Here is a 26,076-nt window from a genome sequence, read left to right on the forward strand (position 1 = left end):
CGCGCGCCTTAGCGGGTGGCGCGCGCGAGGGGAAGCGTCAGCGCGCGGCCTGCGTTTCGCGGGGCGCGAGTTCGGCGAGGCAGTTGCCGATTTCGAAGCCGACCATCGAGCCGTCATAGGAGCCGCGGATCGCGTCGCGCACCGTGCGCTGCACCCTGTCCCACTGCGCGAGGACCGGTGCGATGTCGGCAATCGGACGCTCGCGGGCGATCCGCGAAAGCAGGCCGGGAACGATGTCGATCACCAGTTCGAGCCGTTCGCGGTTGCTCGATCCACCCACTTCCCGCGCGAGCGCGTCGCGGAGGCGGTTGCCGGGGTCGCCGGTGGTCGCGATCGCGAGCAATTTCTTCTCCATCGCCGCGACATCGCTGTCGATCAGCACCAGCGCCTTGCCGGGAACACCGCCCGACGCTGTGACGATCGCGCGCACCTCGGCCATGTCCAGCATCGGGCGCAGGTCGTGCAGCCACGATGTCATGACGTCACGATCAACGGGTTGAAAACGCAGGATTCTGCACCGCGATCGGATCGTGGGCAGCAAGCGCCCGGGCGAATGGCTGACGAGCATGAACAAGGTTCGCGCGGGCGGCTCCTCAAGCGTCTTGAGCAACGCATTGGCGCCGTCGGTTTCGAGATCGTCGACCGCGTCGATGATGACCACACGCCATTCGCCGAGCGAGAGCGAGAGGTGCAGGCGCCGGATCATCCCGCGCACCTGCTCGATCGTGATGTTGCGCGCGAGTTCCTTGCCCTTGTCCTTGGGCTGGCGCGTAAGATGAATGATCTCGGGATGGTTGCCCGCATCGACCAACCGGCTCGCTGCGCCGTCGCCGGGATCGTCGAGCGTCGCCGCATCGCCGCTGCGTCCATGGGTGGCGAGGAACCGCGCGACACGCGTGGCGAAACTGCCCTTTCCCATGCCCTGCGGCCCTGCGAGCAGCCAGGCGTGGTGCAGCCGGTCGGCCTGCCATGCCTCCAGAAAGGCGGCTTCGGCATCCGCATGGCCGATCATGGCAGCCATTCGGTGAGTTCGGCGAGGATCGTGGCAGTCACCGCGTCGGCGGGCGCGTCGGCGCCGACCACCCGCCAGCGCGCGGGTTCGGCCGCCGCCATTTCGAGGAAGCGCGCATTAAGGCGCATCTGATAGTCGGCGGGCTTGCTGCCCATGCGATCGGCACTGCCGGCGTCGCGGACCGCAAGCCGCCGTGCAGCTTCGTCGGCGCCGACCGTGAGGAGGAAAGTGCGGTCGGGCATCAGCCCGAGCGAGCCAAAAGAATGGAGCGCCAATATGTCGGCGTCGGTGATGCCGCCGCCGCCGCCCTGATAGGCGCGCGACGAATCGATGAAGCGGTCGCACAAGACCCACGCGCCGCGGTCGAGCGCGGGGCGGATGGCGCGGGCGACATGGTCGGCGCGCGCAGCGGCAAACAGCAAGGCCTCGCTCCGCGCATCCCAACGGTCGTCATTCCCTTCCATCAGCAACGTGCGGACCGCCTCGGCGCCCGCGCTACCGCCCGGTTCGCGTGTCGCGACGACCTCGATTCCGCGCTCCGCAAGCGCGGCAGCGAGAGCACGAATCTGGGTAGACTTGCCGACCCCTTCCCCGCCCTCGAGCGTGATGAACCGCCCGCTCACCAGCCGGTCAACCGGTAGAAACCTGTCCGCAACCGGGCGAGCCAGCCGCCACGCCCGACGTCGGCTGCTGCAATCAGCGGCGTGGTTTGAGGCGGCAAGCCGTCGGGCGTCACGATCAGGTCGGCGACGGGCGTCCCGCGGGCGACGGGCGCGGGCAGCGGGGCACGGCTGCGCATGACGGCGCGGTAGCCGCCCGAATAGCCTTTGGGAACCGTCATCTGGACTGCCACGCCGGGTTCCGCCCCGACCATCGGAGACCTCCCCTTGCCGACCTCGACATGGCCCACCTTGGCGCCGGCAGAGACGATCTTGCGCCCCTCCCACTGTTCGAACCCCCAGGTCATCAGCCGCTCGGCCTCGTCGCGTCGTGCCTTTTCGCTTTCCATACCGGCAACGACCATGATCAAGCGGCGCCCACCGCGCTTTGCCGAGCCCAGGAAGCAATAGCCCGCCTCTGCCGTGTGGCCCGTTTTCAATCCATCGGCGCCCGCGAAACGGCCGAGAATCGGGTTGCGGTTCGGCTGGACGATCGGCTTGCCGGCGGGCGACTTGCCGTGCTGCAGCCTGGGAATCGAAAAATAGCGGGCGTATCCGTCGGGATGCTCGCGGATCAGGCGATCGGCCAGGGTGACGAGATCGTCGGCGCTGACCTTGGTCACTCCCCCATCGGGCCAGCCATTTGGCGTACCGAATCGACTCGATTTCATCCCAATTTTGCTCGCCATATCATTCATTCTTTTGACGAAAACTTCTTCACTACCGTCGATTCCGACTGCGAGGACCGCGGCGGCGTCATTGCCCGAAACAGTGATCAATCCCTTCAGCAAGTCGTCGACCGACACTTTTTCACCCGATCGCAGGAACATCGTCGACCCGCCCGTGCTGCCGTTCCATTTCTTCCATGTCGCTTCGCTGACGGTGAACAGCTTTTCGCTCGATAATTCGCCCTTCTTGATCAGGTCGAGCACGACATAGGCGGTCATCACCTTCGCCATCGAAGCGGGGGCGAAACGCTTGTCGGCGCCGCGCGAAAAGAGGATCGCGCCCGAATGCATGTCCTTCAGCAATACGATCGGCGCTTGGGTGACATAGATCGGGCGGGTGACCGGGTCCTTCGTGCCCGGCGCCGCGTCCGCGGCGGCGATCGGCAGCGATGCCGAAAGGACGAGCATCACAAGCGTTACCGTGCCAGCTTTCAGGATCGACGACGCTCTTTCCATGGCGGCGTCAGCGGTCGCGAACCACGACAGCGTCGCGGAATCCCTTCCCCTTCACCCTTCCGAGCGCCGCGCGCGCCTCGGCGTCGCTGGCGAAGGGGCCGGCGCGGACGCGCCAGAGATTGCCCGCCTTCACGACCGAGCCGCCGACGGACTTCGCCGCCGCACTGGCGCGTTCCTCACTGCTGAACGCGCCTACCTGCACAAAATAGCTTCCAATTGCGGGTGCGGGCTTTGCTGGCGACGCGGGTTTCATGGGTGCCGGCTTGGCGACCGGCGCGGGCTTTGAGGGCGCGGCGGGCGTCTTCACTTCGAGCCTGTCATCGCCGGGCTTTTGCGTTCCCGATGCGACCGGCGCCGCTGGCTGCCCACCCGGAACAGGAAGCGTTTTCAATTTGTTGCGAAGGATTGCGAGCAATGAGTCGGGGGTTGCGATGCGTTCGGGAACCGGGCGTCCGGCGCGCAGTTGCGCGCGTTCTGCCTGCGGCGGGTTCGTGCGGCGGACGCGCACCGCGGCGACGCCTTCGGTGATGCCAAGCTGCGCCGCGGCGCCGCGCGACAGGTCGATCAGCCGGTCGTTCGCCATCGGCCCACGGTCGTTGACCCGGACCAGGATTGTGCGTCCGGTGTCGAGCGCAGTCACCTCGACATAGCTTGGCAGCGGCAACGTCTTGTGCGCGGCGCTGATCGTGTCGGGGTTGAAGGTCTCGCCGTTCGCCGTCGGCCGGCCGCCGAGTTCCTCGCCGTACCAGCTCGCATAGCCGACATCGTCATAGTCGGGGATATCAGCGGGCGTGTAAGTCGTGCCGCCGATCGTATAGGGATCGCCGATCTTGACCGGCGTATCGGCGACAAGCTCGGCCGCAGGGGCCGGAGTCGGTGGTGCTGCGACGGGCTCGCCGTCGCGCGTGCCATCGAAACTACCGCAACCGCCAAGCAGCAACGCCGCCCCGGCCATCAGCACACCGCCCCTACCGATCGATTTCATCTGCCAGCAACCCCACCGAAAGCGCGTAAAAGTTGGAACAATTATAGTCCAATATCGCACGATAGTTGCCAGTCAGCAAATAGGCGGTTTTTCCTGGACCATCGGGTTCCAGCAGGGTCGCCTGCACCTGCCCGTCGGGCCAGCGCCCATCGAGCGTCTGGAAACCGTCGGCGCGCCATTCGGCCATCGAACGCCAGCGGCTGTAGCGCGCGAACACGCGCGAACAGCGCGTCGGCTGGAGCCGGCTGGCCATCGCCGCGCGATTATAGCCGTCGGGCACGCGAACCGCGACGCCCCACGGCTGGCCGGCGCGCCAGCCGGCGCGGCGCAGATAGGCGCCGATCGATTCGATCGCATCGGCTTCGCTCGACCAGATGCGCGCGACGCCGTCGCCGTCGCCGTCTTCGGCGACCTGGAGATAGACCGAGGGCAGAAATTGCGGATAGCCGAAGGCTCCGGCCCAACTTCCCTTGAGCACATCGCGCGGTACACCCTTCTGGACCATCTCCAGCGTCGCGAGGAATTCGGGTTCGAACAGGGTTCGGCGGCGCCCCTCGTAGGCCAGCGTCGCCAGCGCTTCGGGAAGGTCGAAATTGCCCGTGACCGCGCCATAAGCGGTTTCGTGGCCGTAGATGGCGATCATGATGCTCGTCGGCACCCCGGTGCGCTGCTCGATGCGCGAGAGAAGCGGCAGCAGCCGATCGTGGACGCGGCGCCCGCCATTGATCCGCGAGGCATCGACGTGCTTCGCCTTGTAGGGGGCGAAATTGGGGATCGGTGTGTCGGGGCTCGGCGGCGCCCCGAGATTGTCACGGTCGAGCGCGACGACACGTGCGTTATAGCGCAGCCCCGCCGTTACGCGGTCGAAGGTCGCCCGCGAGACGCCGCGCGCCTGCGCTTTCGGCCAAAGCGACTGGACATAGGCATCGAAGCCGGCGTCGGCGCTCTGGGCGTACACGGGAGCCGAGGCCACCATCGCCCACGCCGAGGCGATCACGCCCGAAAGTCGGAAAATCTGCTTGATTCTGAAACGTCCAGCGTCGGTCATGTCCCACCCCATAGGGTGCCTCTGTCACAGATGCACGCGGCTTGGCCACCCCATCCTCCCCTGGTAGAGCGACAGACCGAGTCATATGCGCGGCGGGCCGTGCCGCCATGTTTTGCTTGCCGCAAAGCTTGCGGACGCTATGGCGGCGCCGTGCGGACAGGTGGCCGAGTGGTTTAAGGCAGCGGTCTTGAAAACCGCCGTAGCGGCAACGTTACCGTGGGTTCGAATCCCACCCTGTCCGCCATTTACTACATCGCGTCGTGAAAGATTACGCCCAGGGTGACGCGTTCGCCGCTGCGGATTTCGCTGACGCCATGGCGCAGCTTGACGCGGTAGGTGCCACGCGTGCCCTGCCGCGGCGCTTCGTCGACCGCGAAGATGACGGCATCACCCTGCCGCAGTGGCACGACGTGCGGACGCGACTGCATCCGCGGGCGCTGTTCGGTCATCACGAACTCGCCGCCGCTGAAATCCTCGCCCGGCCGCGAGAGGAGGATCGCGACCTGGAAGGGGAAGTGCAGCGCGCCGTACAGATCCTGATGCAGGCAATTATAGTCGCCGGCGCCATAGCGCAGGATCAGCGGGGTCGGCCGCGATTGACCGCGGAGCACGCATTGCGCGAGAAAGCTGTCGTGATCGGCGGGAAAGAGCGTTGTCCGGCCCATCGCCTCCCACCAGTCGTTCGCGATCCCGGCGAGGAGCGGATAGAAGGCGCTGCGCAGCGTCGCTACCGGAGCGGGGAGCGGGTAGCGGAAGTAGCGATATTCGCCGCGGCCGAAGCCATGACGCTGCATATGGACGGTGCTGCGGTACAGGCCGTCGCTGCCATAGTCCGCTTTCAAGGCCTCGCACTGCGCGTCGTCCAGCAGGCGCGGAACGACGGCCCAGCCCTTGTCGCCCAGATTGCGCGCGATGTTTGCGGTGTCGAGGTCGGCAATGCGGGTTTTAAGGTCCGGCAAGATCATTTGGTCGTCCTTCGATCGGAGAGCGGACCGCGCTTAGCTTCCGTCCGCCTCCCCGGCGTTCCATTTCTTGCGGTCAAAATGGGCGGCCTGACTTTTTTCCAAGGCTGTCGAACGGGGGTTCCGTCTTGTGGACAGTTCCGGGCGTCCGTCCGGCTCAGACCCAAGAGGATTTTCATGCGCAACACCTTGCTGGCCACCACCTGTCTGGCCGCGATCGTTTCGGTTCCCGCCTTTGCCGAAACCAGCATCACCACCGCCACCACCGCCCCGGTTCGTACCTCGACGATCAAGTCGGGCGCCCCTGACGATATCAAGATCAGCTCGACCGGCTCGATCAAGCCCACGAGCGGCACGGCGGTAACGGTCGACAGCAACCACAAGGTCGTCAACGACGGCACGATCGAGATCGGCAACGCCAATGGCGCGACCGGCATCTTCGCCAATGCCGGCACGGCGGGCGGGATCACCAACAGCTCGACCGGCAAGATCATCATCGACGAACCCTATGCGCCGACCGACATCGACAATGACGGTGACCTCGACGGCCCGTTCGCGATCGGCAACGGCCGCACCGGCATCGCGACCGGCGGCGCCTTTACCGGCAACATCGTCAATTCGGGTACGATCACGATCGAAGGTAATAACTCGGCGGGCATTCGCCTCGGCGGTCCGCTGACGGGCAATTTCACCAATGACGGCACGATCTCGGTGCTTGGCGACAATGCGCTTGGCGTCGGTCTGCAGGATGTCACCGGCAATGTTCGTCTTGCCGGGACGATCACCGCGACCGGACAGAATGCCACCGCCGCGCGGCTGGCGGGCAATGTCAACGGCTCGCTTGTCGTGCAGGGCACGCTGACCGCGACCGGCTATCGCCTCACCACGCCGCCCGCCGATCCGTCGAAGCTCGACGCCGACGATTTGCTGATCGGCGGCCCGGCGCTATCCATCGAGGGCAATGTCACGGGTGGCGTCATCGTCGCCGTTCCCCCGAAGGACACCAAGCCCGAGGACAAGGATGAGGACAAGGACGGCATCGACGACGACAAGGAAGGGTCGGGTTCGATCCGTTCCTTCGGTTCGGCGCCCGCACTGCGCATCGGCTCCGCCACACAGGACATCGCGATCGGTGCGGTTCCCGGAACGGGTACCGGGCTCGGCCTGATCATCGACGGCGGCGTCGTCGGCAACGGGCTCTATGCAGGCAAGGATGCACTCGCGATCCAGCTCGGCGGCATGGGCCGCAACGTGACGATCGCAGGCGGCATCGGCATCGGCGGCACGGTCGGCGCACAGTCGAACGGCGCATCGGCGACCGCGATCCGCGTCGGCGCCGGCACCTCGACCCCCGAAATCCGCAACGCAGGCAAGATCGAGGCGGCGGGCGGCAGTGCTGCGACCGCGATCACGACGGCAATCGTCGTCGAGGCGGGCGGCAACGTCCCGCTCATCCGCAACAGCGGCTCGATCACCGCAAAGGCAGGCGGCGACAACGGCACCGCGCGCGCTATCGTCGACCTGTCGGGCACGGTGACGACGATCGAAAACAGCGGCACGATCAGCGCCACCGGCGCGCTTGCCACCTCGGACCGCAACATCGCGATTGACCTGTCGGCGAACAATGCCGGAACCACCGTCAAGCAGACCGCCGTGGCGGCGGGCATCGCGGCGCCTTCGATTGTCGGCGACGTGCGCTTCGGCGGCGGCAACGACGTCTTCGACATCGCCGATGGCTCGGTGAAGGGGAACAGCTTTTTCGGTGCAGGCAACAACCGCCTCGCGCTGGCGGGCGACGCCACCTACGCCGGCACTGCGCGCTTCGGCGGCGGGAACGATACGCTGGCGCTGTCGGGCAGCTCGGTCTTCACGGGTACGGCGGACTTCGGCGGCGGCATCGATGCGCTGACGATCGCCGGCACGTCGGTCTTCTCGGGCAAGCTGCTGAACGCCCAGGGGCTCTCGGTGTCGGTCGACGGCGGGATGTTCGACGTTTCGGGTGCGACGAGCATTGCCTCGCTGGCGGTGACCAACAAGGGCACGGTCGCGGTGCTGCTCGATAATGGCGCGACGGGCACGGCGCTCAACGTGTCGGGGACCGCGAGCTTCGGCGCGGAGTCGAAACTGGCGCTCAAGCTGACGAGCATCGAAAATGCCGAGGGCAACCACGTCGTTCTGACCGCGGGTACGCTGACCGGCGCGAGCAACCTGACCGCGACGTCGACGTTGCTTCCCTATCTCTACAAGGGCGTGCTGAGCTCGAACGCGAACCAGCTTATCGTCAACGTCTCGCGCAAGAGCGTCACCGAACTCGGTCTCAACCGTTCGGAAGCGAGCGCGTTCGATGCCGTGATCGATGCGGTGACGGCAGACCAGAAGATCGAGGACGTGTTCCTCGGCATCACCGATGGCGCGCAATTCCGCAACCAACTCGGCCAGATGCTGCCCGAGCACGAAGGTGGCGTGTTCGAAACCGTCACCTCGGGATCGCGCGCCCTCGCCCGCTATCTCCAGGATCCCAACGCGCCGTTCCAGGACGAAGGCAAATGGCGCTACTGGGTCAACCAGGCGGTGTGGGGCACGTCGAAGGGCGTCGGCCAGACCGCCGGTTACGACGTCAGCGGATGGGGCATCTCGCTCGGCGCCGAGATCAAGAGCGACATCGGCAACTTCGGCGGCTCGATTGCCTTCCTGAACGGCAAGGACGGCAACAGCAGCAACGACAGCGAAGTGCAGTCGAGCCAGTTCGAGGGCGCGCTGCACTGGCGGCTCCAGTCGAACGGCTGGCTGGCGCACGCCCGCGTGTCGGGCGCGCCGATCAGCATGAAGGGCACGCGCTCCTTCCGTGCCGAAGCCGGTGCGGAGGACATCGACAAGACGATGCGTGGCAAGTGGGATGCGACGCTCTATTCGGCGTCGGGCTCGATCGCCAAGGACGCGCGTGTCGGCGGTCTGACGCTGCGCCCGACCGTTGCGGTCGATTATTACAAGCTGAAGGAAGACGGCTACACCGAAACCGGCGGCGGCGACGCGCTCGACCTGACGGTCGAGAGCCGCGACAGCGATGAACTGGCGGTCACGGGCAGCGTCGCGGTGGGCCTCGAGTTCGGTGGGACCGACGAATATGACGGTTGGACGCGCTTCGAACTCGAAGGTGGCCGCCGCCAGATCGTCAGCGGCAATCTGGGCGCGACGACGGCGTCGTTTAAGGACGGCACGCCCTTCACCCTGGTTCCTGAGGATCGCACGAGCGGCTGGGTCGGCCGCTTCCGCGGCATCGCCGGCAACTCGGCCTTCCAGGTCGCCGGCGAAGTATCCGCGGAAGAACAGCAGAGCCATATCGGCTGGGCGTTCCGTGCGAGCCTGCGGATCGGCCTCTAGCCCCCTCGGCTGGTCCGCAGCAAGGGGGAAGCACCTCCCTACCCCGCTTCCCCCTTGCCAAGGCTCGAAAGAAATGAAGGAGCAGATGCAGTTAGCAGCAACCGCCCGTCCTGATGCCGGTATCGCCATGCCAATGCGGTTGCACGGCGCGCGCATGGCGCTATATGACGGCGCCATCAGGGGGCCGTATGACGGGCGCCGTCGGGGCGTGTGTCGACAGCAGATGGCATTCCGTAGCAACAATTTTCCCATGACCGAGGCGAGTGATCGAAACGAGGCCGCACAGGGCATCGAGGGCGTGTTGCTCGCCAACCGCGATCGCATTCTGCGTTTTCTCGAGGTGCGCGGCGCGGGCGATTCGGCCGAAGATATCTTTCAGGATCTTTGGATGCGCCTGACCGAACGCCGGACGGGACCGATCGCCGATCCGCTGCCTTATGTAATGCGCGCCGCGAACAATCTGATGCTCGACCGTTATCGTTCGGCGCGCCAGAGTTCGCTGCGCGATGCCGCGTGGACCGAGGCTTCGTCGGCGCAGAGACCGTCCGCCGAAACCGCGCTGATCTCGCGCGAGCAGCTGGCGCTGGTCGAGCAGGCGATCATGGCGAGCGGCGAGCGTGCGGCCCGCATCTTCCGCCGGTTCCGCGTCGATGGCGTCGCCCAGCGCGATATCGCGGTCGAGGTCGGCGTCAGCCTGAGCACCGTCGAGGCCGACTTGCGCAAGGTTTATGCCGCCATCGCCAAGCTGAGGAAGCAGTTCGATGCATGACGCTGCGAACAGCGCGGCCGAAGCGCAGGCCATCGACTGGATCATCCGTCAACGCGATCCGGCTTTCGGCGACTGGGACGATTTTGCCGACTGGCTGGCCGAAGACCCCGCCCACGCGGACATTTATGACGCGCTTGCCAGCCTCGATCAGGATCTGGACGCGCTGCCGCCCGAAAGCACGCCGTCGGTCGTGATCCGGCCGCGCGAGCAGGTCCGCCCGTCGCGGCGCCTGTGGTTCGGCGGAGCAGTTGTGGCGGCGCTCGTCGCGATGATCAGCCTGCCCAACCTCGGCCTGTTCGGAAATCCGGACCGGATCGAGACCGCCGCCGGCGAGCATCGCACGATCGAACTCGCCGACGGGTCGAAGATCGAGATCAACGGTGCGTCGATCCTCGAACTCGACAAGGACCGGCCCCGCTTTGCGCGGCTGGAAGCCGGCGAGGCGATGTTCCATGTCGTTCACCGCGAAAAGGACCCGTTCGTGGTCGAAGCGGGGCCGTCGCGGATCGTCGACCTGGGTACGGCCTTCAATGTGGTGCGCCGCGACCGGCAGATCGCGGTGGCGGTTTCCGAAGGCATCGTCCTTTATAATCCGCAGGGCGACAAGGTGCGGGTCACCGCCGGTCAGGCGATCGAGGCGAACGATGGTGACGCCACGCCGCCAAAGGTTCGCGATGTGGACATCGCAAACGTCGGCGCGTGGCGGTCGGGACTGCTGGTTTACAACGCAGCCTCGCTCGCGACCGTCGCCGACGACCTGCGGCGAACGGCTGGGATCGAGGTCACGATCAGCGCCGGGGCGGCCGATCGCTCGTTCAGCGGCGCGCTGGTGATCGACAAGGATCGCGCCCGGACCGTCGCCGATCTTGCCGCGCTTTCGGGGACGACCGCCGAACGGCGCGGCGATGGCTGGGTGTTGACGCGGTAGGATGACGCGGGGGACCTCCAGCCTGCTGGCGCTCGCGCTGTGCAGCCTGCCCGCGCAGGCGATGGCGGCGGAGGACCGCGTCTTCAACGTGTCGGGCGGCGCGCTGACCACGGCGCTGCCGATGCTCAGCCGGCAGGGCGGCGTCAGTATCAGCGTCGCCGATGCACGGCTGTGGCAGGTCGAGGTCAAGCCCGTTCGCGGCCGCATGGATATCGACGACGCGCTGCGGCGGATGCTGGCGGGCACCGGCGCGCGCGCGGTCAAGGTCAGCGCGACGAGCTGGCGGATCGAACGGCGCCGCGAGCCGCAAAGGCTGGTCCGGCAAAGCCCGCCGCCGGTCCGTGCTGCCCCGCAACCCAGGGCGCGCGAGCCATCGCACGACTATGTCGCTTCGGCCGATGAACAGATCATCGTCACCGCAACCAAGACCGACCTTCCCTATTCGCACTTCGCAGGCGTCGCCACCCGGCTGGATGGCGACGATTTGGCGTTCGGCGGCGAGCGCGGTACCGAATCGATCCTGTCGCGCATCGCGACCGTGTCCTCGACCCATCTCGGCTCGGGTCGCAACAAGCTTTTCATCCGGGGTATCGCCGATTCGAGCTTTACCGGGCCGACGCAGGCGACGGTGGGGCAATATCTCGGCGATATCCGCCTCAGCTACAATGCGCCCGACCCAGATCTGCGCCTCTACGACATCGACAGCGTCGAGGTGCTCGAGGGGCCGCAGGGAACGCTTTACGGCGCGGGCTCGCTCGGCGGCATCATCCGCACCATTCCCAAGGCACCCGATCCCCGCGAAAGTTCGGTGCAGGCGATTGCCGGTTTCTCGGTGACCCAGCACGGCGAACCGGGCGGGGACATTGCGGGGATCGCCAATGTCCCGGTCGGTGACGGACACGCCTTTCGCCTTGTCGGCTACATGATCTCCGACGGCGGCTATATCGACAACCCCTTGCGCGGACAGGATGACGTTAACCGCGTTCATGTCCGCGGAGGGCGCGGCACCTTTCGCCTTGATGCCGGTGACGACTGGACGATCGATATCGGCGGTGTCTATCAGGCGATCACCTCCGACGACGCTCAATATGCCGACAAGGATGGACCTCCGCTCACGCGCCGTTCGATGGTCGAGCAGAATGCGACCGCGCGCTACGGGTTGGGCACGATTGTCGTGATGAAGGATTGGGACGGCCTGCATTTCCAGTCGTCCAACGCCTATATCGACCACCGGCTCTTCGAGCGCTTCGATGCCAGCGTGCCCGAAGCGCGACAGGACGGCGGCAACGGTTCGGGTGTCATTGTCGGGTCGGTCGATGTGGTGCGGCTGTTCGCGCCGATCCAGATCGTGCCGCTGGGCGACGTTCCGCGTGTACTCGACCAGCATAACGCCACGCGCATGTTTGCCAGCGAAAACCGCCTGTCGCGCCCCTATCATGACGGGCTCGGCTGGGTAATCGGCGCCAGTTTCGTCGACAATCGCGCGCGGCAAAATCGCGACTACACCTATGGATCGCTCATCGCCATCTTGCCCGGCGTCACCAACCGCGTCACCGAATTCACTGGCTATGCCGAAGCGACCGTCGAGGTCTTGCCCGACCTCATTGCCTCGGGCGGGCTTCGTCTGTCGCACGCGAAGCTGGACGGCGAGGCCGAGGGCGTATCCTTCGCGCTGGCGCAGGCGGGACGGGCGACGACCGCATCGCGGACCGAGACCGACCTCCTGCCCTCCTTCTCGATCCTGGCGACGCCGCTCGACAATGTGCGGCTCTATGCCCGCTATCAGGAAGGCTTCCGTCCCGGCGGCCTTGCCGTCGACGGCAATTTCGTTCGGCGCTTCCTCAACGATCAGGTCCGCACCTGGGAAGCCGGGATGCGCTTCGGCGACAAGGGCAAGAGCCTCCTCGACGCAAGCATTTCGGTCTCGCATAGCCGCTGGAGAAATATCCAGGCCGATTTCATCGATAGCAACGGCTTCCCGACGACCGCCAATATCGGCGATGGGCGCATCACCAGCGTGTCGGGCGCCTTCGCGGTCCGGCCCAGCGCGGCGCTGACGTTTGATCTCAGCGCCGTCTATAACCACAGCCGGGTCGACGATCTCTCGCCGCAAATCCTGCCGGTATTCGCTGCCACCCCCGCCCGCCTTGGCCGCATCCCCAATGTCGCGAGCCACGCCGTGCGCGGATCGGTCAACTACGCCACCCTGCTCGGCGATCAGGATTTCCGCGTGAATGGCTGGGCGAGCTACATCGGCCCGTCGCGGCTGGGTATCGGTCCCGTGCTTGGCGAGAGCCAGGGCGACTATGTCGACACGGGACTTGCGATGCGCGTAGGAAACGACCGCCGCGGCCTGTCGCTGACGCTCACAAATCTGTTCGATTCGCGCGGCAACCGCTTTTCGCTCGGCACGCCCTTCGTCGAGGGCAATGAGGGGTTCCTGACCCCGCTACGCCCCCGCACGCTGCGGATCGCCGTCGACGTCAGCTACTGACGCCGACGGCCCGCACATCCGGTCAATCGGCCAAGGTGAGCTGTTCGTAGCGATCGAGGTGATAGTCGGCGCTGCCGAACTGCCCCTCGATCATCGTCGCGCGCTTGAAATAATGGCCGATGGCGAGTTCCTGTGTGATGCCGATGCCACCATGCGTCTGGACCGCATTCTGGCCGACGAACTTCGCGCCGCGGCTGACCTTCGACTTGGCGGCCGATACCGCGGCCTTGCGTTCGGCCGCAGGCAGGTCGAGCTTGAGCGTGCCCATGATTGTCATCGAGCGCGCCTGCTCGACCTCCATGAACATGTCGACCATGCGGTGCTGGAGCACCTGGAACTTCGCGATCGGCACGCCGAACTGCTTGCGCTGCTGCGTATATTCGAGCGTACCTTCGTGCAGCTTCTGCATCACCCCGGTGGCCTCGGCGCAGACCGCGACCGTCGCTTCGTCGACGATCTGTTCGATCAGCGGCAGCGCCGTACCTTCGCCGCCGAGCAGCGCGTCCGCGGGGATCGCGACATTCTCGAAATAGATTTCCGACGCGCGGCTGCCGTCGACGGTCGGATAATCGCGGCGGACGATGCCGGGCAGGTTCGCGTCGATCAGGAACAGCGACACGCCGTCGCGGTCGCGCTGGCCGCCGCCGGTGCGCGCGGTGACGAGCAGATGCGTTGCCCAGGGCGCCGCATAGACGACGCTCTTGTGCCCGCTCAATACATAGCCGGCGCCATCTTTCCTCGCGGTCGTGCGAAGGTTGGCGAGGTCGTAGCGACCTTGCGGCTCGGCATAGGCGAAGGCGACGATGACGTTACCGGCGATGATCTCGGGGATGAACTTGTCGGCCTGCGCTCCGCCGACGGCCTTCAACGCGCCACCTGCGATAACGACGGTGGGCAGATAGGGCTCGATGCCCAGCACCTTGCCGAGCTCTTCCATGACGATCGCATTTTCAAGCGCGCCGCCGCCAAGCCCGCCATGCTCTTCGGCAAAGGCAGCGCCCAGCATACCGAGTTCCTGCGCCAGCGCGGTCCAGATCGCGGGATCGCGGCCCGCGTCGCTATTGATGAACTTCTGGCGCGTTTCGAAATCATAGGTGTCGGCCAGGAAGCGCGACAGCGTGTCGCGGATCATGTCCTGCGTCTCGGTGTAAGTGAAATCCATTATCCCAGTCCTCAATTCCATCGTCATCCCGGCGAAAGCCGGGATCTCTCCATCGCTTTGTGCAGAGAGGTCGAGATCCCGGCCTTCGCCGGGATGACGTCAATTATGCGTTCAGAGCCCGAGCACCATCTTCGCGATGATGTTGCGCTGAATCTCGTTCGACCCGCCATAGATCGTCGTCTTGCGCGTGTTGAAATAGGTCGGGGCGGCGCGATGGGCATAGTCGGGCCCGATCGGATGCTCGTTGTCGCCCTCGCCGAAACCGCGGAAATAGGGCGCCCCATAATGGCCGACTGCCTCCAGCGTCAGCTCGGTCAGACGCTGCTGGATCTCCGATCCCTTGATCTTGAGCAGGCTCGATTCGGGGCCCGGTCCCTTGCCTGCATTCGCACCGGCAAGGCTGCGAAGCTCGGTGAATTCGAGCGCGGTCAGGTCGACTTCGAGTTCCGCGATCTTGCGTTTGAAGAAGGGGTTCGCAAGCAGCGGCTTGTCGCCGTCGAGCTCGGTGCGCGCGATCGCCTTCACCTTCTCGACCCCGCGCTTCGACGCCGCGACGCCCGCGATGCCCGTGCGTTCGTGCGCGAGCAGGAACTTGGCGCAGGTCCAGCCCTTGTTTTCCTCATAGACGCGCTGCTCGACGGGGACGCGGACGTCCTCGAGCCAGACTTCATTGACTTCATGCTCGCCGCCGAGCGTGATGATCGGCCGCACGGTGATGCCGGGCGATTTCATATCGATCAGCAGGAAGCTGATGCCTTCCTGCTGCTTTGCATCCTTGTCGGTGCGGACGAGGAAGAAGCCCCAGTCGGCGTGCTGCGCAAGCGTCGTCCAGGTCTTTTGCCCGTTGACGATATAGTGATCGCCGTCGCGAACTGCGGTCGTGCGGAGGCTGGCAAGGTCGGAGCCCGAGCCAGGTTCTGAATAGCCCTGACACCACCAGTCCTCGCCTGACAGAATCCGCGGCAGGAAATAGGCTTTCTGTTCGGGGGTGCCGAAGGTGTAGATCACTGGCCCGACCATCGCGAGGCCGAAGGGTAGCAGGCGGATGCAATCGGCACGCGCGGTTTCTTCCGACCAGATGAAACGCTGCGTCGGGGTCCAGCCCGTGCCGCCATATTCAACCGGCCATGCCGGAGCGACCCAGCCCTTCTTGTAAAGGATCTTGTGCCAGGCGAGGAAATCCTCCTTCGCCATCTCTTCGCCTTCATCCTGCTTTGCGCGCAGATCGGCGGGATAATTTTCGGCGATGAACTCGCGCACTTCCCTCTGGAAGGCGAGATCTTCCGGGCTGAATTCCATGTCCATTATGATTCTCCCAAGGGCACTGGCGCCCTTATAGAAGGCGCTCACGTTTACGTAAAGGTAAGTTGCGAGCCGCAACCCTTTCGGGCAGACTGCGCCGCGCGGCGCCGCTTGTCCAGCGGCGCTCTTTGAGAAAATCATGAACGGGAGGGGACGATGAAGAGGGGATTGCGCGCGCTGACGGCGTTGCTTGTGTTGATTGCCCTGGTGGGCGGGGCCGCCCTGCTATTCCAGCGCCAGATCGGGATCTGGATGTTCGATCGTGCGGTCGAGCGCGGTGCGGGCCGTGACAATCTGGCGAGCCTGCCCGACGGGCTCCATGTCGGTCTTTGCGGAACCGGATCGCCGCTCCCTAATCGCGACCGTGCAGGCGCCTGCACCGTGGTGATTGCCGGCAAGGCCATGTTCGTTGTCGATGCGGGCGAAGGCGGTGCGCGCAACATCGCGATGATGGGGCTTCCCAACGCCAAAATTCGCGGCCTTTTCCTGTCGCATTTTCATTCGGACCATATCGACGGGCTCGGTCCGATGATGCTGCTCCGCTGGACGGCGAGCGGCAACACGGCGCCACTTCCCGTCTATGGCCCGAACGGGGTCGAGGCGGTGATCGCCGGTTTTGGTACCGCCTATGCCGCTGACAATGGATATCGCACGGCGCATCACGGCGCCGCGATCGCACCGCCGGCAGCCGCCGGGGCGATCGCGATGCCTTTTGCCGCCCCGGTCGGCCCGGAGGTGGTTTATGAAGCCGACGGACTGAAGGTGACCGCCTTTCCGGTCGATCATCGCCCGGTCCAGCCCGCGGTTGGATATCGTTTCGACTACAAAGGACGGAGCGTCGTGATCAGCGGCGACACCGGTCCGTCGAAGATGGTCGAAACCGTGGCCAAGGGCGCCGACCTGCTCGTCCACGAGGCGCTTCAACCCGAAATGGTCAAGGCGCTCGCCGCCAGGCTGAAGGCCGCAGGGCGTCCGCAGACCGCGCAGATCATGCACGATATCATCGACTATCACGCGACCCCGGCACAGGCGGCGGCGAGCGCGAAGACTGCAGGGGTGAAGATGCTGGTGCTGAGCCATATCGTGCCGCCCTACCCTCTGCGCTATCTCGACGCGGCATTTCTGGGCGATGCGAAAGACAAATTCGATGGGCTGGTCATCGTCGGCGAGGATGGCGATTATTATTCCATGCCCGTCGGCGCCAAGGATATCCGGCGCGGAAACTGGTTCTAGGTTCGGGTCACGGCGATCATCGCGCCTTCGCTGGCATAGGCGCTGCGACGCTCGGCGATTGCCAGCATCACCGGAACCGCGTCCCCCTCGCGTGTAATCAGCGCGGAGGCCAGCCGTGTTGGCAGGCCAGTGCGGAACACTGTCTCCAACGCTTCACCAAAGCTCGTCCGCTCCTTCATCGCGACGAGAGCGGAGAAGCGGACGCGCCGGATCGCGGCCGGGTCGACCCCGACCCATGTGGTCAGTGCGTCATTCGCATCCTCGACCGCCTCGCGCACGGAAATCGCGGCACAGCCGATATCGCCATGCGCTCCGATAGCGTCGGCCAGCGCCCGCCGCGCATCATTCTCCGACAACTCCGCCATGGCTGTGCTGACGTCACGCAGCAACAGCGCCCCGCCGGCGGGGATCGGCACCAGTTCGGCATGTACCCATCGACGCGGGCTCAGCAGCCCCGGCACATCACCTGAAAAACGCTCGCGATGGTCGAGCAGCCGGTGGATATGCGCGAGCAGCAGGTGGCGGCCGAATTGGGGCAGCGCCTCGACGAGGTTGCGGCCGATCATTTCGGCCGCAGCGGTGGCGAACATGTCCGAGGCGGCGGGGTTGGCGGCGATGATCCGCCTTTCGCGATCGATGACCAGGATCCCGTCATGGATCGATTCGACCAGATCGGCCAACGATGCGCGCAAGTCCCTGACCGCCGGGCCGGTGTGGCCCAGTTGGCGATAATCGTCGAGCGAGATCAGCACATGGGCGTCCTTGCCGTGGTGCGTCACCACCACCGGCTTGCGTGCCGCCTGCAATCGCCAGTTCGCGAAGCCCCGGATAAAGTCCGCCGCCGAAACACGCTGGGGTTCCTGAGTTGCTGCCATTCGCGCCTCCCGGACCCATTCTAACCCTCCATCCAGCGATGCGGCGCCAATTTCGGTCCGGATAGCTGCGGAACGCGCCCTGTTATGTCCGGTTTGGTAGCGATCCTGATCGCGCGTCAGACCAGCTTGGCCTTGCTGCAACGAAGCGCGTTCACGCGGGCGTCGGCTTCGCCGATATGGACGCCGAGCAACCCGGTGACGCTCTCCAGAACCCCGTCGAGCACCGGGGCTGCAAGGCCGACGGCATCGCCCACCACTTTGGCCAGAGCCTTGGAATTCAGGCCGAGGCCGAGAATATTGACGGTAAGGTCCATGCGGTCGGCAAGCGACTTGGCTGCGCCAGCGACGAGGCCGGTGCTTTCCACCGTCTTGACTGTCCCGCGATCGATGTCGTCGCGCGAAAAGCCAGCCGCTTTGGGATTGAGATCGGAGAGGACAAGTTCGGCCTTACCCTCGACGCTGGCAAGCGGCAGCTTGAGCAGCTTTACCGGGGCCGGATCGATCGGGCGCTGCATGTTCTGGAAGTCGGCGGCGCCGACCTTCCCGAGCGCAAGCGTCGCGGGTGATGTCGTGACGCCAAGGCGCACGGCGTTGCTGCTTCCTCGCCTGCAGTCGATCTCGGTTATCCGCGCCGAAGCCGACCCAAGTTCGGCGAACACGGGGATTTCAACCGTGGCCAGCGGCGTCGCGACTTTCGTCTCCATCTTGAGTCGCACCTGCGCCGTGCGAACGATGACCTGTTGATTGTCGGTGACTGCGATCAGCGGCGACTGCGCCGGAGGCTCGCCGATCAGAAGCGCGACATCGACTCCCGACCCACCCGGCAAGCCGGTGGCGAGCGACAGGTCGACCTGGCGGTTGGCGTTGGCAAGCAGCAGCATCGAGCGGAGCAGACCGAGCGCGTTGACTTTTACCGGATTGGCCGGATCGACGCGGATGCTCGACGAGCGCGGCCCAAGGTCGATCGCGCGCGACGGGAGCAGGCTGCGCGGGAGCGCGCTGTCGGCGATCGTGCCGAGCGCCGACGCAACCTTTGCATCCGTGCTCGATTTCGACAGCGCCGACAGCACCTGCGGCAATGTTGCCTGCGTGTTCAGCGTCTGGCCGAAGGTCAGGACATCCGCATCGAGTTCGGTCCTGAGGGCGTCGGAAAAAGCAAGCAGGTCGATATCGGCGCTCGCGAGCGCGTCATAGTCCATGACCGAGAGATTGACCTGGCTGCCGGTCAGCGCCGACAGCAGTGCGTTCGGGATGCCGCCGTGGACCGCGGCGACGCGCGATCCCAGCGAGAAAGCCGCATATCCCCGTCGCGCACCGGTTGCCGAGGCGCCGATGACCGTACTCTGCCGCCCCGTCAGGAAGCTGCCGAAAAACATCGGGCGGTCGCGCGTCAGGACGATACGCACGGCGTTCGGCGTCGCCCCGCCCGCGTTGAAACGCTGCTCGGCGGGAATCGCGGCGTCGGGCCGATAGGTGCCGGCCTCGAGCGAGGCGATGACGATGTTGCAATTGCAGTTGGCGGCGATGACGCGCTCCGCCGCCGCCCGCTCCTCGCCGGGCTTGCCCGCGGCGGCGAGCGCAGCCGCATCGGCGATGCCCTGCAGTTTGCGGCGATCGAGCTGGAAGGAGCCGATGTCGACCGCCAGCGCCGCCGCGCCGATCAGCATCGTCAGCGCAGCGGCCGATGTAACGCCGATACCGGCGCGGCGGTCGGCGACAAGGTTTGTGAACAGGTGCATCGTCAATCCACCGGCAGTTCGAAGGTCGCGCGGGCGCGGATCACATGGCCTGGCGACGGGACGAAGGAAGAGCGGAGAAAGCTGGTCTGCGGCGCGGTATAAGTAACGGCGACGGTCACGGCGTCGGTCGTTTCGGCGACAGATACGCTGCGGCGGGCGACCGCATAACCGCGAACGCCCTGCATACTGCGGTCGACGGCGTGCGTGGCGATGGCGCGCCGGTCGGCGGCGTCGAGCCCGACGATCGCCGCTCGGGCTCCGTCATTGGCGGCCTGCTGCACGCTGTGCGCGAGCATGAAATATTGGCCATAGACCAATATGCCCATCATCAGCGCAAGAAAGAGCGGCAGCACGAGCGCCATCTCGACGATCGCGGCCGCCCGCTCGCTGCGGACCAGTCGGGCGGGCAGCGAGCGGGCAAACCGCAGGGGTAAGGTCGGTCGGGTCATGCGGCACAGCATGGCGTCGCCCGATGAATCCCGGGTCTCGGCGCGTGCGCCGCAATTTTCCGTACTTTATGTATTTTCGAGCGGCCCAATCGCCCGCAATTCTGCGGCCGTCGCCGAACCGTTAACGGCACGGCGACGGCGCCAAACGAAAAACCCGATTATTCGGCGGCTTCGGCTTCCAGCTTGTCCTGTGTACGCAGGTCAAAGTCGGACGCGTCATGGCGTTCGCGAAGCTGGCTCGACGGTTCGCCCATCACGCGGTTGACCATGCGTCCACGCTTCACCGCCGGGCGCGCCGCAATCTGGTCGGTCCAGCGCTGGACATTCTTATACTCCTGCACCTGCAGGAATTCCCCAGCATCGTAAACCAACCCCTTCGCGAGCGCGCCGTACCAGGGCCAGATTGCCATGTCGGCGATCGTATAGTCGGCGCCCGCGATATATTCGTTCTCGGCCAGGCGCCGGTCGAGCACGTCGAGCTGGCGCTTCACCTCCATCGCATAGCGGTTGATCGGATATTCCTGCTTCGTCGGGGCATAGGCATAGAAATGACCGAAACCGCCGCCGAGGAACGGCGCGCTGCCCATCTGCCACATCAGCCACGACAGAGTCTCGGCGCGCTTCGCAGGCTCGGTCGGCAGGAACTCGCCGAATTTTTCGGCGAGATAGATCAGGATCGCCCCCGATTCGAACACGCGGATCGGATCGGCGCCACTGCGATCGACGAGCGCAGGGATCTTGCTGTTCGGATTGGCGTCGACGAAGCCGCTCGAAAACTGGTCGCCTTCGCCGATGTTGATCAGCCAGGCATCATATTCGGCGCCGCTATGGCCGGCTGCCAGCAATTCCTCAAGCAGCACCGTGACCTTCACGCCGTTGGGCGTGCCGAGCGAATAGAGCTGGAGCGGATGTTTGCCGATCGGCAGATCCTTGTCGTGCGTCGGGCCGGCGATCGGGCGGTTGATGTTCGCAAACCGCCCGCCGCTGTCCTTGTCCCAGGTCCAGATTTTCGGCGGCACATATTCACTCTGGTCGGTCATCGGGAGGCTCCTGCTCATGATTTTGTACTGATCGGTACTTAATCGTCCCGGGCGCGGTCGTCCAGCGTCGGCCGCTCAAATAATGCTTTGCGCCCGCAAAGCGGAAATCGCGTCGGGGCTGTAACCGATCTCGGCGAGTATCATATCGCTATGCTCGCCGACGCGCGGAGCGCGTGCGGGATCGGCCTTGGCGCTTCCCGACAGATCTATCGGCGCCCGGATTATCGGAATATCCTGGGCTGCGCCGGGATAGGCAACCGGCTCGACGAGCGCCATCGCCACAACCTGCGGCTGCGCCAGCACCTCGCTGGACCGCAACACGGGTGCTGCGGGCACGCGCGCGGCGCCAAGTTCCGCGATTGCGTCGCTGCTGGTGCGGTCGATGCACCATTGCTGCATGATGACGCTAAGCTCCTCGCCATTGTCGCCGCGCAGGATATCGCTGGCGTAGCGCGGGTCATCGACCAGTTCGGGGCGACCCATCAGCCCGGCCCATCGCGCGAAGATGCTACCGCCGACAATCTGGGTGACGATCCAGCCATCGCGGGTGCGGAATATGTCGGTCGGCCCCGAACTGAAGCTGCGATTGCCGATGGGCTGCCGTTCTATGCCGTTCAGCGCATGGTCGATCGTCAGCGAATTGGTCATCGCAAGCGCGGTGCCGAGCAGCGACCCAGACACGCACTGCCCCACTCCCGTCGTCTCGCGTTCGCGCAGCGCGACCATAACGCCGAACGCGGTGTGGAGCGCGGTGCCGAAATCGACGAAATTGACCTGTGCGCGATAGGGCTGATCGGGCGTGCCGGTCAGATGCACGGACCCCGACATCGCCTGTCCAACCGCATCGAAACCGACGTTTTTCGCAAGCGGCCCCTCGCTACCGAAAGCCGATGCGGTGGCGAGGATGATGCGCGGATTGATCGCCGACAGGCTGTCATAGTCGAGGCCGAGCTTGACGAGCGCATCGTGCGGCAGGTTGGCGACGACGACATCGGCGGTCTCGACGAGCCGCCGGACGATCTCGCGGCCTTCGGGGCTTCCGGGCTTCAGGGTCAGACAGCGCTTGCCGCGGTTCATCTGCATGAACATCGCGCCAGAGCCGTCCTCCGCGACCGGAACGGTATAGCGATCGTCGTTGCCGCCCGGCGCCTCGATACGAATGACGTCGGCACCATAATCGCCGAGCAATGCCGCGCAGTAAGGGCCCGCGATGTAACGGCCGAAATCGAGTACCCTCATTCCCGTCAGCGGCACGTCGGCCCTCCCCATCTTTTCCGTCTTGCAACCGCGCTAGCAGTCGCCCGTCGACCGTGCCAGTTCTTCGTCGAAACCAGTCCCTTGCATGTGGCGCGGCAAATCATATGGTCGCTGCAAATTTCAACAGGGGATAATATAATGGCGCGCTTCGCACTCGCCTTCACGGCGGCTTTGGCCTGTTCGACTTCGGCTTGGGCGCAGTCCGCGCCGGCCGATGCCAAGCCCGAAAAGTGGGACGTCAACGCCCCTCCCGGCATGACGACGCACAAGGTGCCGATCGCGGTCGACGAGGGTAGCTGGATGAACGTCGACGTTGCGCCCGACGGCCGCACCATCGCGTTCGACCTGCTCGGCGACATCTATACCATGTCGATCGAGGGCGGCACGCCCACGCGGATCGCCGAAGGGCTTGCCTATGAGCATCAGCCGCGTTTCTCGCCCGATGGCAATCGTATCGCCTTCGTCTCGGACCGCGGCGGCGGCGACAATATCTGGCTGATGAACCGCGACGGTAGCGACAAGCGGCAGCTCAGCAAGGAGGAATTCCGCCTGCTCAACCAGCCGAGCTGGAGCCCCGACGGGCAGTTCATCGTCGCGAAGAAGCATTTCACGACCGGCCGCTCGCTCGGCACCGGCGAGGTCTGGATGTATCATGTCTCGGGCGGCGCGGGCGTGCCGCTGGTCAAGAAGCCGAACGAGCGCCACCAGAAGGAACTCGGCGAGCCGATCTTCGCGCCCGACGGCAAGGGGGTCTATTACACGCGCAACGTCACGCCCGGGCCGATTTTCGAATATGCACAGGACAGCAACGGCGACCTGTTCCACATCGAACGCTACGATCTGAACGATGGCGAGGTCACGACGGTGGCCGCTGGCCCCGGCGGCGCGGTGCGGCCCTCCCCGTCGCCCGATGGCAAGAAGCTCGCCTATGTTCGCCGCGAGGGAACGCAGTCGAAGCTCTATGTGAAAGACCTCGCCTCGGGCGCCGAGAAGAAGCTCTATGACGCGCTCGACCAGGATGTGCAGGAAACCTGGGCGGTGACCGGCGTCTATCCCAATATGAGCTGGACACCCGACAGCCGGGACATCGTCTTCTGGGCGGGGGGCAAGCTCCGCCGCGTAAACAGCACCGGCGGCGACGCGCGGATCATTCCGTTCACTATCGACGACGATCGCGTCATCATCGACGCGACCCATCCGGCGGTCGAGGTCGCGCCCGACAGCTTCGAGACGAAAATGCCGCGCTGGGCCGAAGTGTCGCCCGACGGGAGCACCGTCGTATTCGAAACGCTCGGCAAACTGTGGCTCAAGCCCGCAGCCGGCGGCACCGCGCGGCGCCTGACCGCGGCCAAGGACAATGCGTTCGAACTGTGGCCCAGCTGGTCGCGCGACGGCAAATCTGTTGTGTTCGTGCGCTGGACCGACGCCGGGCTTGGCGAAATCCACATAGCCGGAAGGGGCGGCGGATCGTCGCGCAAGATCACGGCCAGCCCCGGTCACTATGCCGAGCCGCGCTTCTCGCCCGATGGCAAGCTGATCGCGTTTGAAAAGCGCTCGGGCGGTGGCCTCCGGTCGGAACGCTGGGGCGATAATCCCGGCATCTACCGGATCGCGGTGAGCGGCGGCGCTGCCGAACGGGTCAGCGACAATGGCGCCAAGCCGCAGTTCGGCGCCGCCAGCGACCGCATCTTCATGATCGCGTCGGCCGACAGCAAGAATCAGCTGATCTCGACCGATCTGCACGGACAGGACAGGCGCGTCCACGCCAGCGGCGAACTCGTCAGCGACTATGAGGTGTCGCCCGATGGCCGCACGTTAGCCTTCCGGCAAAATTACGATGCCTATGTCACACCGCTGATGCCCGGCGGGCAGGATGTTTCGCTCTCGACCTCGGGCGGCCCGATGCCGGTGACGCGCGTGAGCGGTAGCGGCGCCGATTATGTGCATTGGTCCGACGGCGGCAAGCGCCTGCACTGGACCCGCGGGCCGACGCTGTTCAGCGCCGACCTCGGCAGCTTCTTCGCGAGTGCTCCGGCGGCGGGTGAAGACAAGCCGGCCAAATTCGTGCCGCCGACCAGCGGCGTGTCGCTCGCGATGACCGCGCCAGTCGCGAAGCATAAAGGCACCGTCGTCATCACCGGCGCGAAGATCCTCACCATGGCGGGCGCCGATGGCGGCATCATCGACAACGGCGCGATCGTGATCGAGGGCGATCGCATCGCCGCTGTCGGCGCGGCAGGCGCGATCGCCGTTCCCGCCGGCGCAGTGACGGTCGATGCCTCCGGCAAGACGATCGTCCCCGGCTTCGTCGACGCACACGCGCATGGCCCGCATGGCGACGACGAGCTTGTGCCGCAGCAGAACTGGTCGGAAATCGTCAACCTCGCGATGGGTACGACGACGAGCCACAACCCTTCGTCGCGCGCATCCGAAATATTTGTGTCGTCCGAGATGCAGCGCGCGGGACTGATCCTCGCGCCGCGCATCTTCTCGACCGGTGAGATCATCTACGGCGCGAAGGCGGCTGGTATCTACGCCGAAATCAATGGCTATGAGGATGCCCTCGCGCATGTCCGCCGCCTGAAGGCGCAGGGTGCGCATAGCGTCAAGAATTACAACCAGCCGCGCCGCGAGCAGCGCCAGATGGTTGTGAAGGCTGCGCAAGCCGAAGGCATGGAGGTCGTGCCCGAGGGCGGCTCGCTCTATACGATGGACGTCACGCTCATCCAGGACGGCAATTCGACCGTCGAGCACAACATCCCGCTCCACACCTTCTACAAAGATCTGGTGCAGCTCTGGGGCCAGACCAGGACCGACTACACGCCGACGCTTGTCGTGACCTATGGCGGTCCTGCGGGCGATCCCTATTGGCGCGCCCACACCAATGTCTGGGAGCAGCCGATCCTGTCGCGCCATGCGCCGCCCGCAGAGCTGGCGGCAAACAACAAGCGCCGCGTCATCGCGCCCGAGGGCGACTATGTCGACGACGATAGCGCGCGCGAGGCGAAGAAGATCGCCGATACCGGCCGCATGGTCTCGATCGGAGCGCATGGCCAGCAGGCGGGGCTCGGCGCGCATTGGGAGATCTGGTCCTTCGTGCGCGGGGGCTGGAGCAATATCGATGCGCTGCGGGCCGCGACGATCATGCCGGCGACGTCGCTGGGCTATGCAAAGGATGTCGGTTCCCTGGAAGTGGGCAAGCTCGCCGATTTGCTGATTCTCGACGCCGATCCGACGCAGGACATTAGCAATACCGAGAAGATCCATCGCGTCATGCTCGGCGGGCGCCTCTACGATCCGCTCACGATGGACGAGGTTGGCACGGGGACGCGCAAGCGCCAGCCCTATTGGTGGGAGGCCGAAAGACCCTGATTTATTGCGGATGCAGACGGCGGCCAACGATTTTGTGACGAGAGGGTTGCAAGACTCGACGGCCGCCGCTAGGGGCGTCTCCTCTCAGCGAGGAGAGTTGGCTGAGTGGTCGAAAGCGTCGCACTCGAAATGCGAAGTGCCGGCAACGGTACCGAGGGTTCGAATCCCTCACTCTCCTCCATTTTTCTCTTTTTTTGACCAAGGCGAACGCCGCCCCGGATGCAC

General features: G+C 65.4%; 19 protein-coding genes and 2 tRNA genes. 8 read left to right on the top strand and 13 right to left on the bottom strand.

All coding sequences use genetic code 11. The features are described 5' to 3' along the window. Positions 1 to 37 precede the first annotated feature (37 nt). The 5 genes from QOL79_RS08890 to QOL79_RS08910 are packed head-to-tail and all read right to left on the bottom strand — an operon-like array spanning position 38 to position 4,816. A complete protein-coding gene (locus QOL79_RS08890) occupies positions 38 to 1,021 on the bottom strand; it encodes a DNA polymerase III subunit delta' (RefSeq protein WP_283419361.1) in 984 nt (327 codons plus the stop codon). Next, on the bottom strand, positions 1,009 to 1,638 hold the full coding sequence (gene tmk, locus QOL79_RS08895; RefSeq protein ID WP_283419676.1) for a dTMP kinase: 630 nt from the start codon (positions 1,636 to 1,638) through the stop codon (positions 1,009 to 1,011). Before tmk ends, QOL79_RS08890 begins: the two co-directional genes overlap by 13 nt. Beyond that, on the bottom strand, positions 1,632 to 2,855 hold the full coding sequence (locus QOL79_RS08900; RefSeq protein WP_283419362.1) for a D-alanyl-D-alanine carboxypeptidase family protein: 1,224 nt from the start codon (positions 2,853 to 2,855) through the stop codon (positions 1,632 to 1,634). The genes tmk and QOL79_RS08900 overlap by 7 nt, the downstream gene beginning before the upstream one ends. Positions 2,856 to 2,862: 7 nt before the next feature. Next, positions 2,863 to 3,840 carry a septal ring lytic transglycosylase RlpA family protein gene (locus QOL79_RS08905; RefSeq protein ID WP_283419363.1) on the bottom strand — a complete coding sequence of 326 codons (978 nt, stop codon included), beginning with the start codon at positions 3,838 to 3,840 and terminating at the stop codon, positions 2,863 to 2,865. Next, positions 3,824 to 4,816 (bottom strand): lytic murein transglycosylase, encoded by a 993-nt coding sequence (locus QOL79_RS08910; RefSeq protein WP_283419677.1) that lies wholly within the window; start codon positions 4,814 to 4,816, stop codon positions 3,824 to 3,826. The genes QOL79_RS08905 and QOL79_RS08910 overlap by 17 nt, the downstream gene beginning before the upstream one ends. 226 nt (positions 4,817 to 5,042) lie before the next feature. Here QOL79_RS08910 and QOL79_RS08915 point away from each other — a divergent pair. Beyond that, positions 5,043 to 5,132: transfer RNA gene (locus QOL79_RS08915), tRNA-Ser, on the top strand. A gap of 4 nt (positions 5,133 to 5,136) precedes the next feature. Here QOL79_RS08915 and QOL79_RS08920 read toward each other — a convergent pair. Then, positions 5,137 to 5,853 carry a 2OG-Fe(II) oxygenase gene (locus tag QOL79_RS08920; RefSeq protein ID WP_283419364.1) on the bottom strand — a complete coding sequence of 239 codons (717 nt, stop codon included), beginning with the start codon at positions 5,851 to 5,853 and terminating at the stop codon, positions 5,137 to 5,139. A 174-nt stretch (positions 5,854 to 6,027) separates the two neighbouring features. Between QOL79_RS08920 and QOL79_RS08925 the strand changes: the two genes are divergently transcribed. The 4 genes from QOL79_RS08925 to QOL79_RS08940 all read left to right on the top strand — a co-directional run bounded on the left by QOL79_RS08925 (position 6,028) and on the right by QOL79_RS08940 (position 13,422). After that, positions 6,028 to 9,231 carry an autotransporter outer membrane beta-barrel domain-containing protein gene (locus QOL79_RS08925; protein ID WP_283419365.1) on the top strand — a complete coding sequence of 1,068 codons (3,204 nt, stop codon included), beginning with the start codon at positions 6,028 to 6,030 and terminating at the stop codon, positions 9,229 to 9,231. A 250-nt stretch (positions 9,232 to 9,481) separates the two neighbouring features. Further along, positions 9,482 to 10,000 (top strand): RNA polymerase sigma factor, encoded by a 519-nt coding sequence (locus QOL79_RS08930; RefSeq protein WP_283419366.1) that lies wholly within the window; start codon positions 9,482 to 9,484, stop codon positions 9,998 to 10,000. Then, positions 9,993 to 10,928 (top strand): FecR family protein, encoded by a 936-nt coding sequence (locus QOL79_RS08935; protein ID WP_283419367.1) that lies wholly within the window; start codon positions 9,993 to 9,995, stop codon positions 10,926 to 10,928. The genes QOL79_RS08930 and QOL79_RS08935 overlap by 8 nt, the downstream gene beginning before the upstream one ends. A gap of 1 nt (position 10,929) precedes the next feature. After that, positions 10,930 to 13,422: a TonB-dependent receptor gene (locus tag QOL79_RS08940; protein ID WP_283419368.1), complete on the top strand. Its 2,493-nt coding sequence runs from the start codon at positions 10,930 to 10,932 to the stop codon at positions 13,420 to 13,422. A 22-nt stretch (positions 13,423 to 13,444) separates the two neighbouring features. On the opposite strand, the gene QOL79_RS08945 is transcribed toward QOL79_RS08940, so the two are convergent. Together QOL79_RS08945 and QOL79_RS08950 are read right to left on the bottom strand one after the other, a co-directional pair. Beyond that, on the bottom strand, positions 13,445 to 14,584 hold the full coding sequence (locus tag QOL79_RS08945) for an acyl-CoA dehydrogenase family protein (protein ID WP_283419369.1): 1,140 nt from the start codon (positions 14,582 to 14,584) through the stop codon (positions 13,445 to 13,447). 111 nt (positions 14,585 to 14,695) lie between these two features. Then, the gene (locus tag QOL79_RS08950; protein ID WP_058455870.1) at positions 14,696 to 15,889 is read right to left on the bottom strand and encodes an acyl-CoA dehydrogenase family protein; all 1,194 of its coding nucleotides are present in this window, start codon (positions 15,887 to 15,889) and stop codon (positions 14,696 to 14,698) included. 153 nt (positions 15,890 to 16,042) lie between these two features. On the opposite strand from QOL79_RS08950, the gene QOL79_RS08955 reads away from it, so the two are divergent. Beyond that, positions 16,043 to 17,119: an MBL fold metallo-hydrolase gene (locus QOL79_RS08955; RefSeq protein ID WP_283419370.1), complete on the top strand. Its 1,077-nt coding sequence runs from the start codon at positions 16,043 to 16,045 to the stop codon at positions 17,117 to 17,119. Here the strand turns inward: QOL79_RS08955 and QOL79_RS08960 are convergent. The 5 genes from QOL79_RS08960 to QOL79_RS08980 all read right to left on the bottom strand — a co-directional run bounded on the left by QOL79_RS08960 (position 17,116) and on the right by QOL79_RS08980 (position 22,491). Next, positions 17,116 to 18,135 carry a PAS domain-containing protein gene (locus QOL79_RS08960; RefSeq protein ID WP_283419371.1) on the bottom strand — a complete coding sequence of 340 codons (1,020 nt, stop codon included), beginning with the start codon at positions 18,133 to 18,135 and terminating at the stop codon, positions 17,116 to 17,118. The two genes, QOL79_RS08955 and QOL79_RS08960, sit on opposite strands and share 4 nt — an antisense overlap. Further along, the gene (locus tag QOL79_RS08965) at positions 18,111 to 19,733 is read right to left on the bottom strand and encodes a TadG family pilus assembly protein (RefSeq protein ID WP_283419372.1); all 1,623 of its coding nucleotides are present in this window, start codon (positions 19,731 to 19,733) and stop codon (positions 18,111 to 18,113) included. The genes QOL79_RS08960 and QOL79_RS08965 overlap by 25 nt, the downstream gene beginning before the upstream one ends. A 2-nt stretch (positions 19,734 to 19,735) precedes the next feature. Next, positions 19,736 to 20,182: a TadE/TadG family type IV pilus assembly protein gene (locus tag QOL79_RS08970; RefSeq protein ID WP_058455915.1), complete on the bottom strand. Its 447-nt coding sequence runs from the start codon at positions 20,180 to 20,182 to the stop codon at positions 19,736 to 19,738. 158 nt (positions 20,183 to 20,340) lie between these two features. After that, the gene (yghU, locus tag QOL79_RS08975; protein ID WP_058455866.1) at positions 20,341 to 21,222 is read right to left on the bottom strand and encodes a glutathione-dependent disulfide-bond oxidoreductase; all 882 of its coding nucleotides are present in this window, start codon (positions 21,220 to 21,222) and stop codon (positions 20,341 to 20,343) included. Between the two features lie 75 nt (positions 21,223 to 21,297). After that, the gene (locus QOL79_RS08980) at positions 21,298 to 22,491 is read right to left on the bottom strand and encodes a CaiB/BaiF CoA transferase family protein (protein ID WP_058455865.1); all 1,194 of its coding nucleotides are present in this window, start codon (positions 22,489 to 22,491) and stop codon (positions 21,298 to 21,300) included. 126 nt (positions 22,492 to 22,617) lie between these two features. Here QOL79_RS08980 and QOL79_RS08985 point away from each other — a divergent pair, with 126 nt between their 5' ends. Together QOL79_RS08985 and QOL79_RS08990 are read left to right on the top strand one after the other, a co-directional pair. Further along, positions 22,618 to 25,851 (top strand): amidohydrolase family protein, encoded by a 3,234-nt coding sequence (locus tag QOL79_RS08985; protein ID WP_283419373.1) that lies wholly within the window; start codon positions 22,618 to 22,620, stop codon positions 25,849 to 25,851. A 91-nt stretch (positions 25,852 to 25,942) separates the two neighbouring features. Next, positions 25,943 to 26,032: transfer RNA gene (locus QOL79_RS08990), tRNA-Ser, on the top strand. Positions 26,033 to 26,076 lie beyond the last annotated feature (44 nt).

Source organism: Sphingopyxis sp. Geo48 (assembly GCF_949769155.1).
Lineage (GTDB): Bacteria > Pseudomonadota > Alphaproteobacteria > Sphingomonadales > Sphingomonadaceae > Sphingopyxis.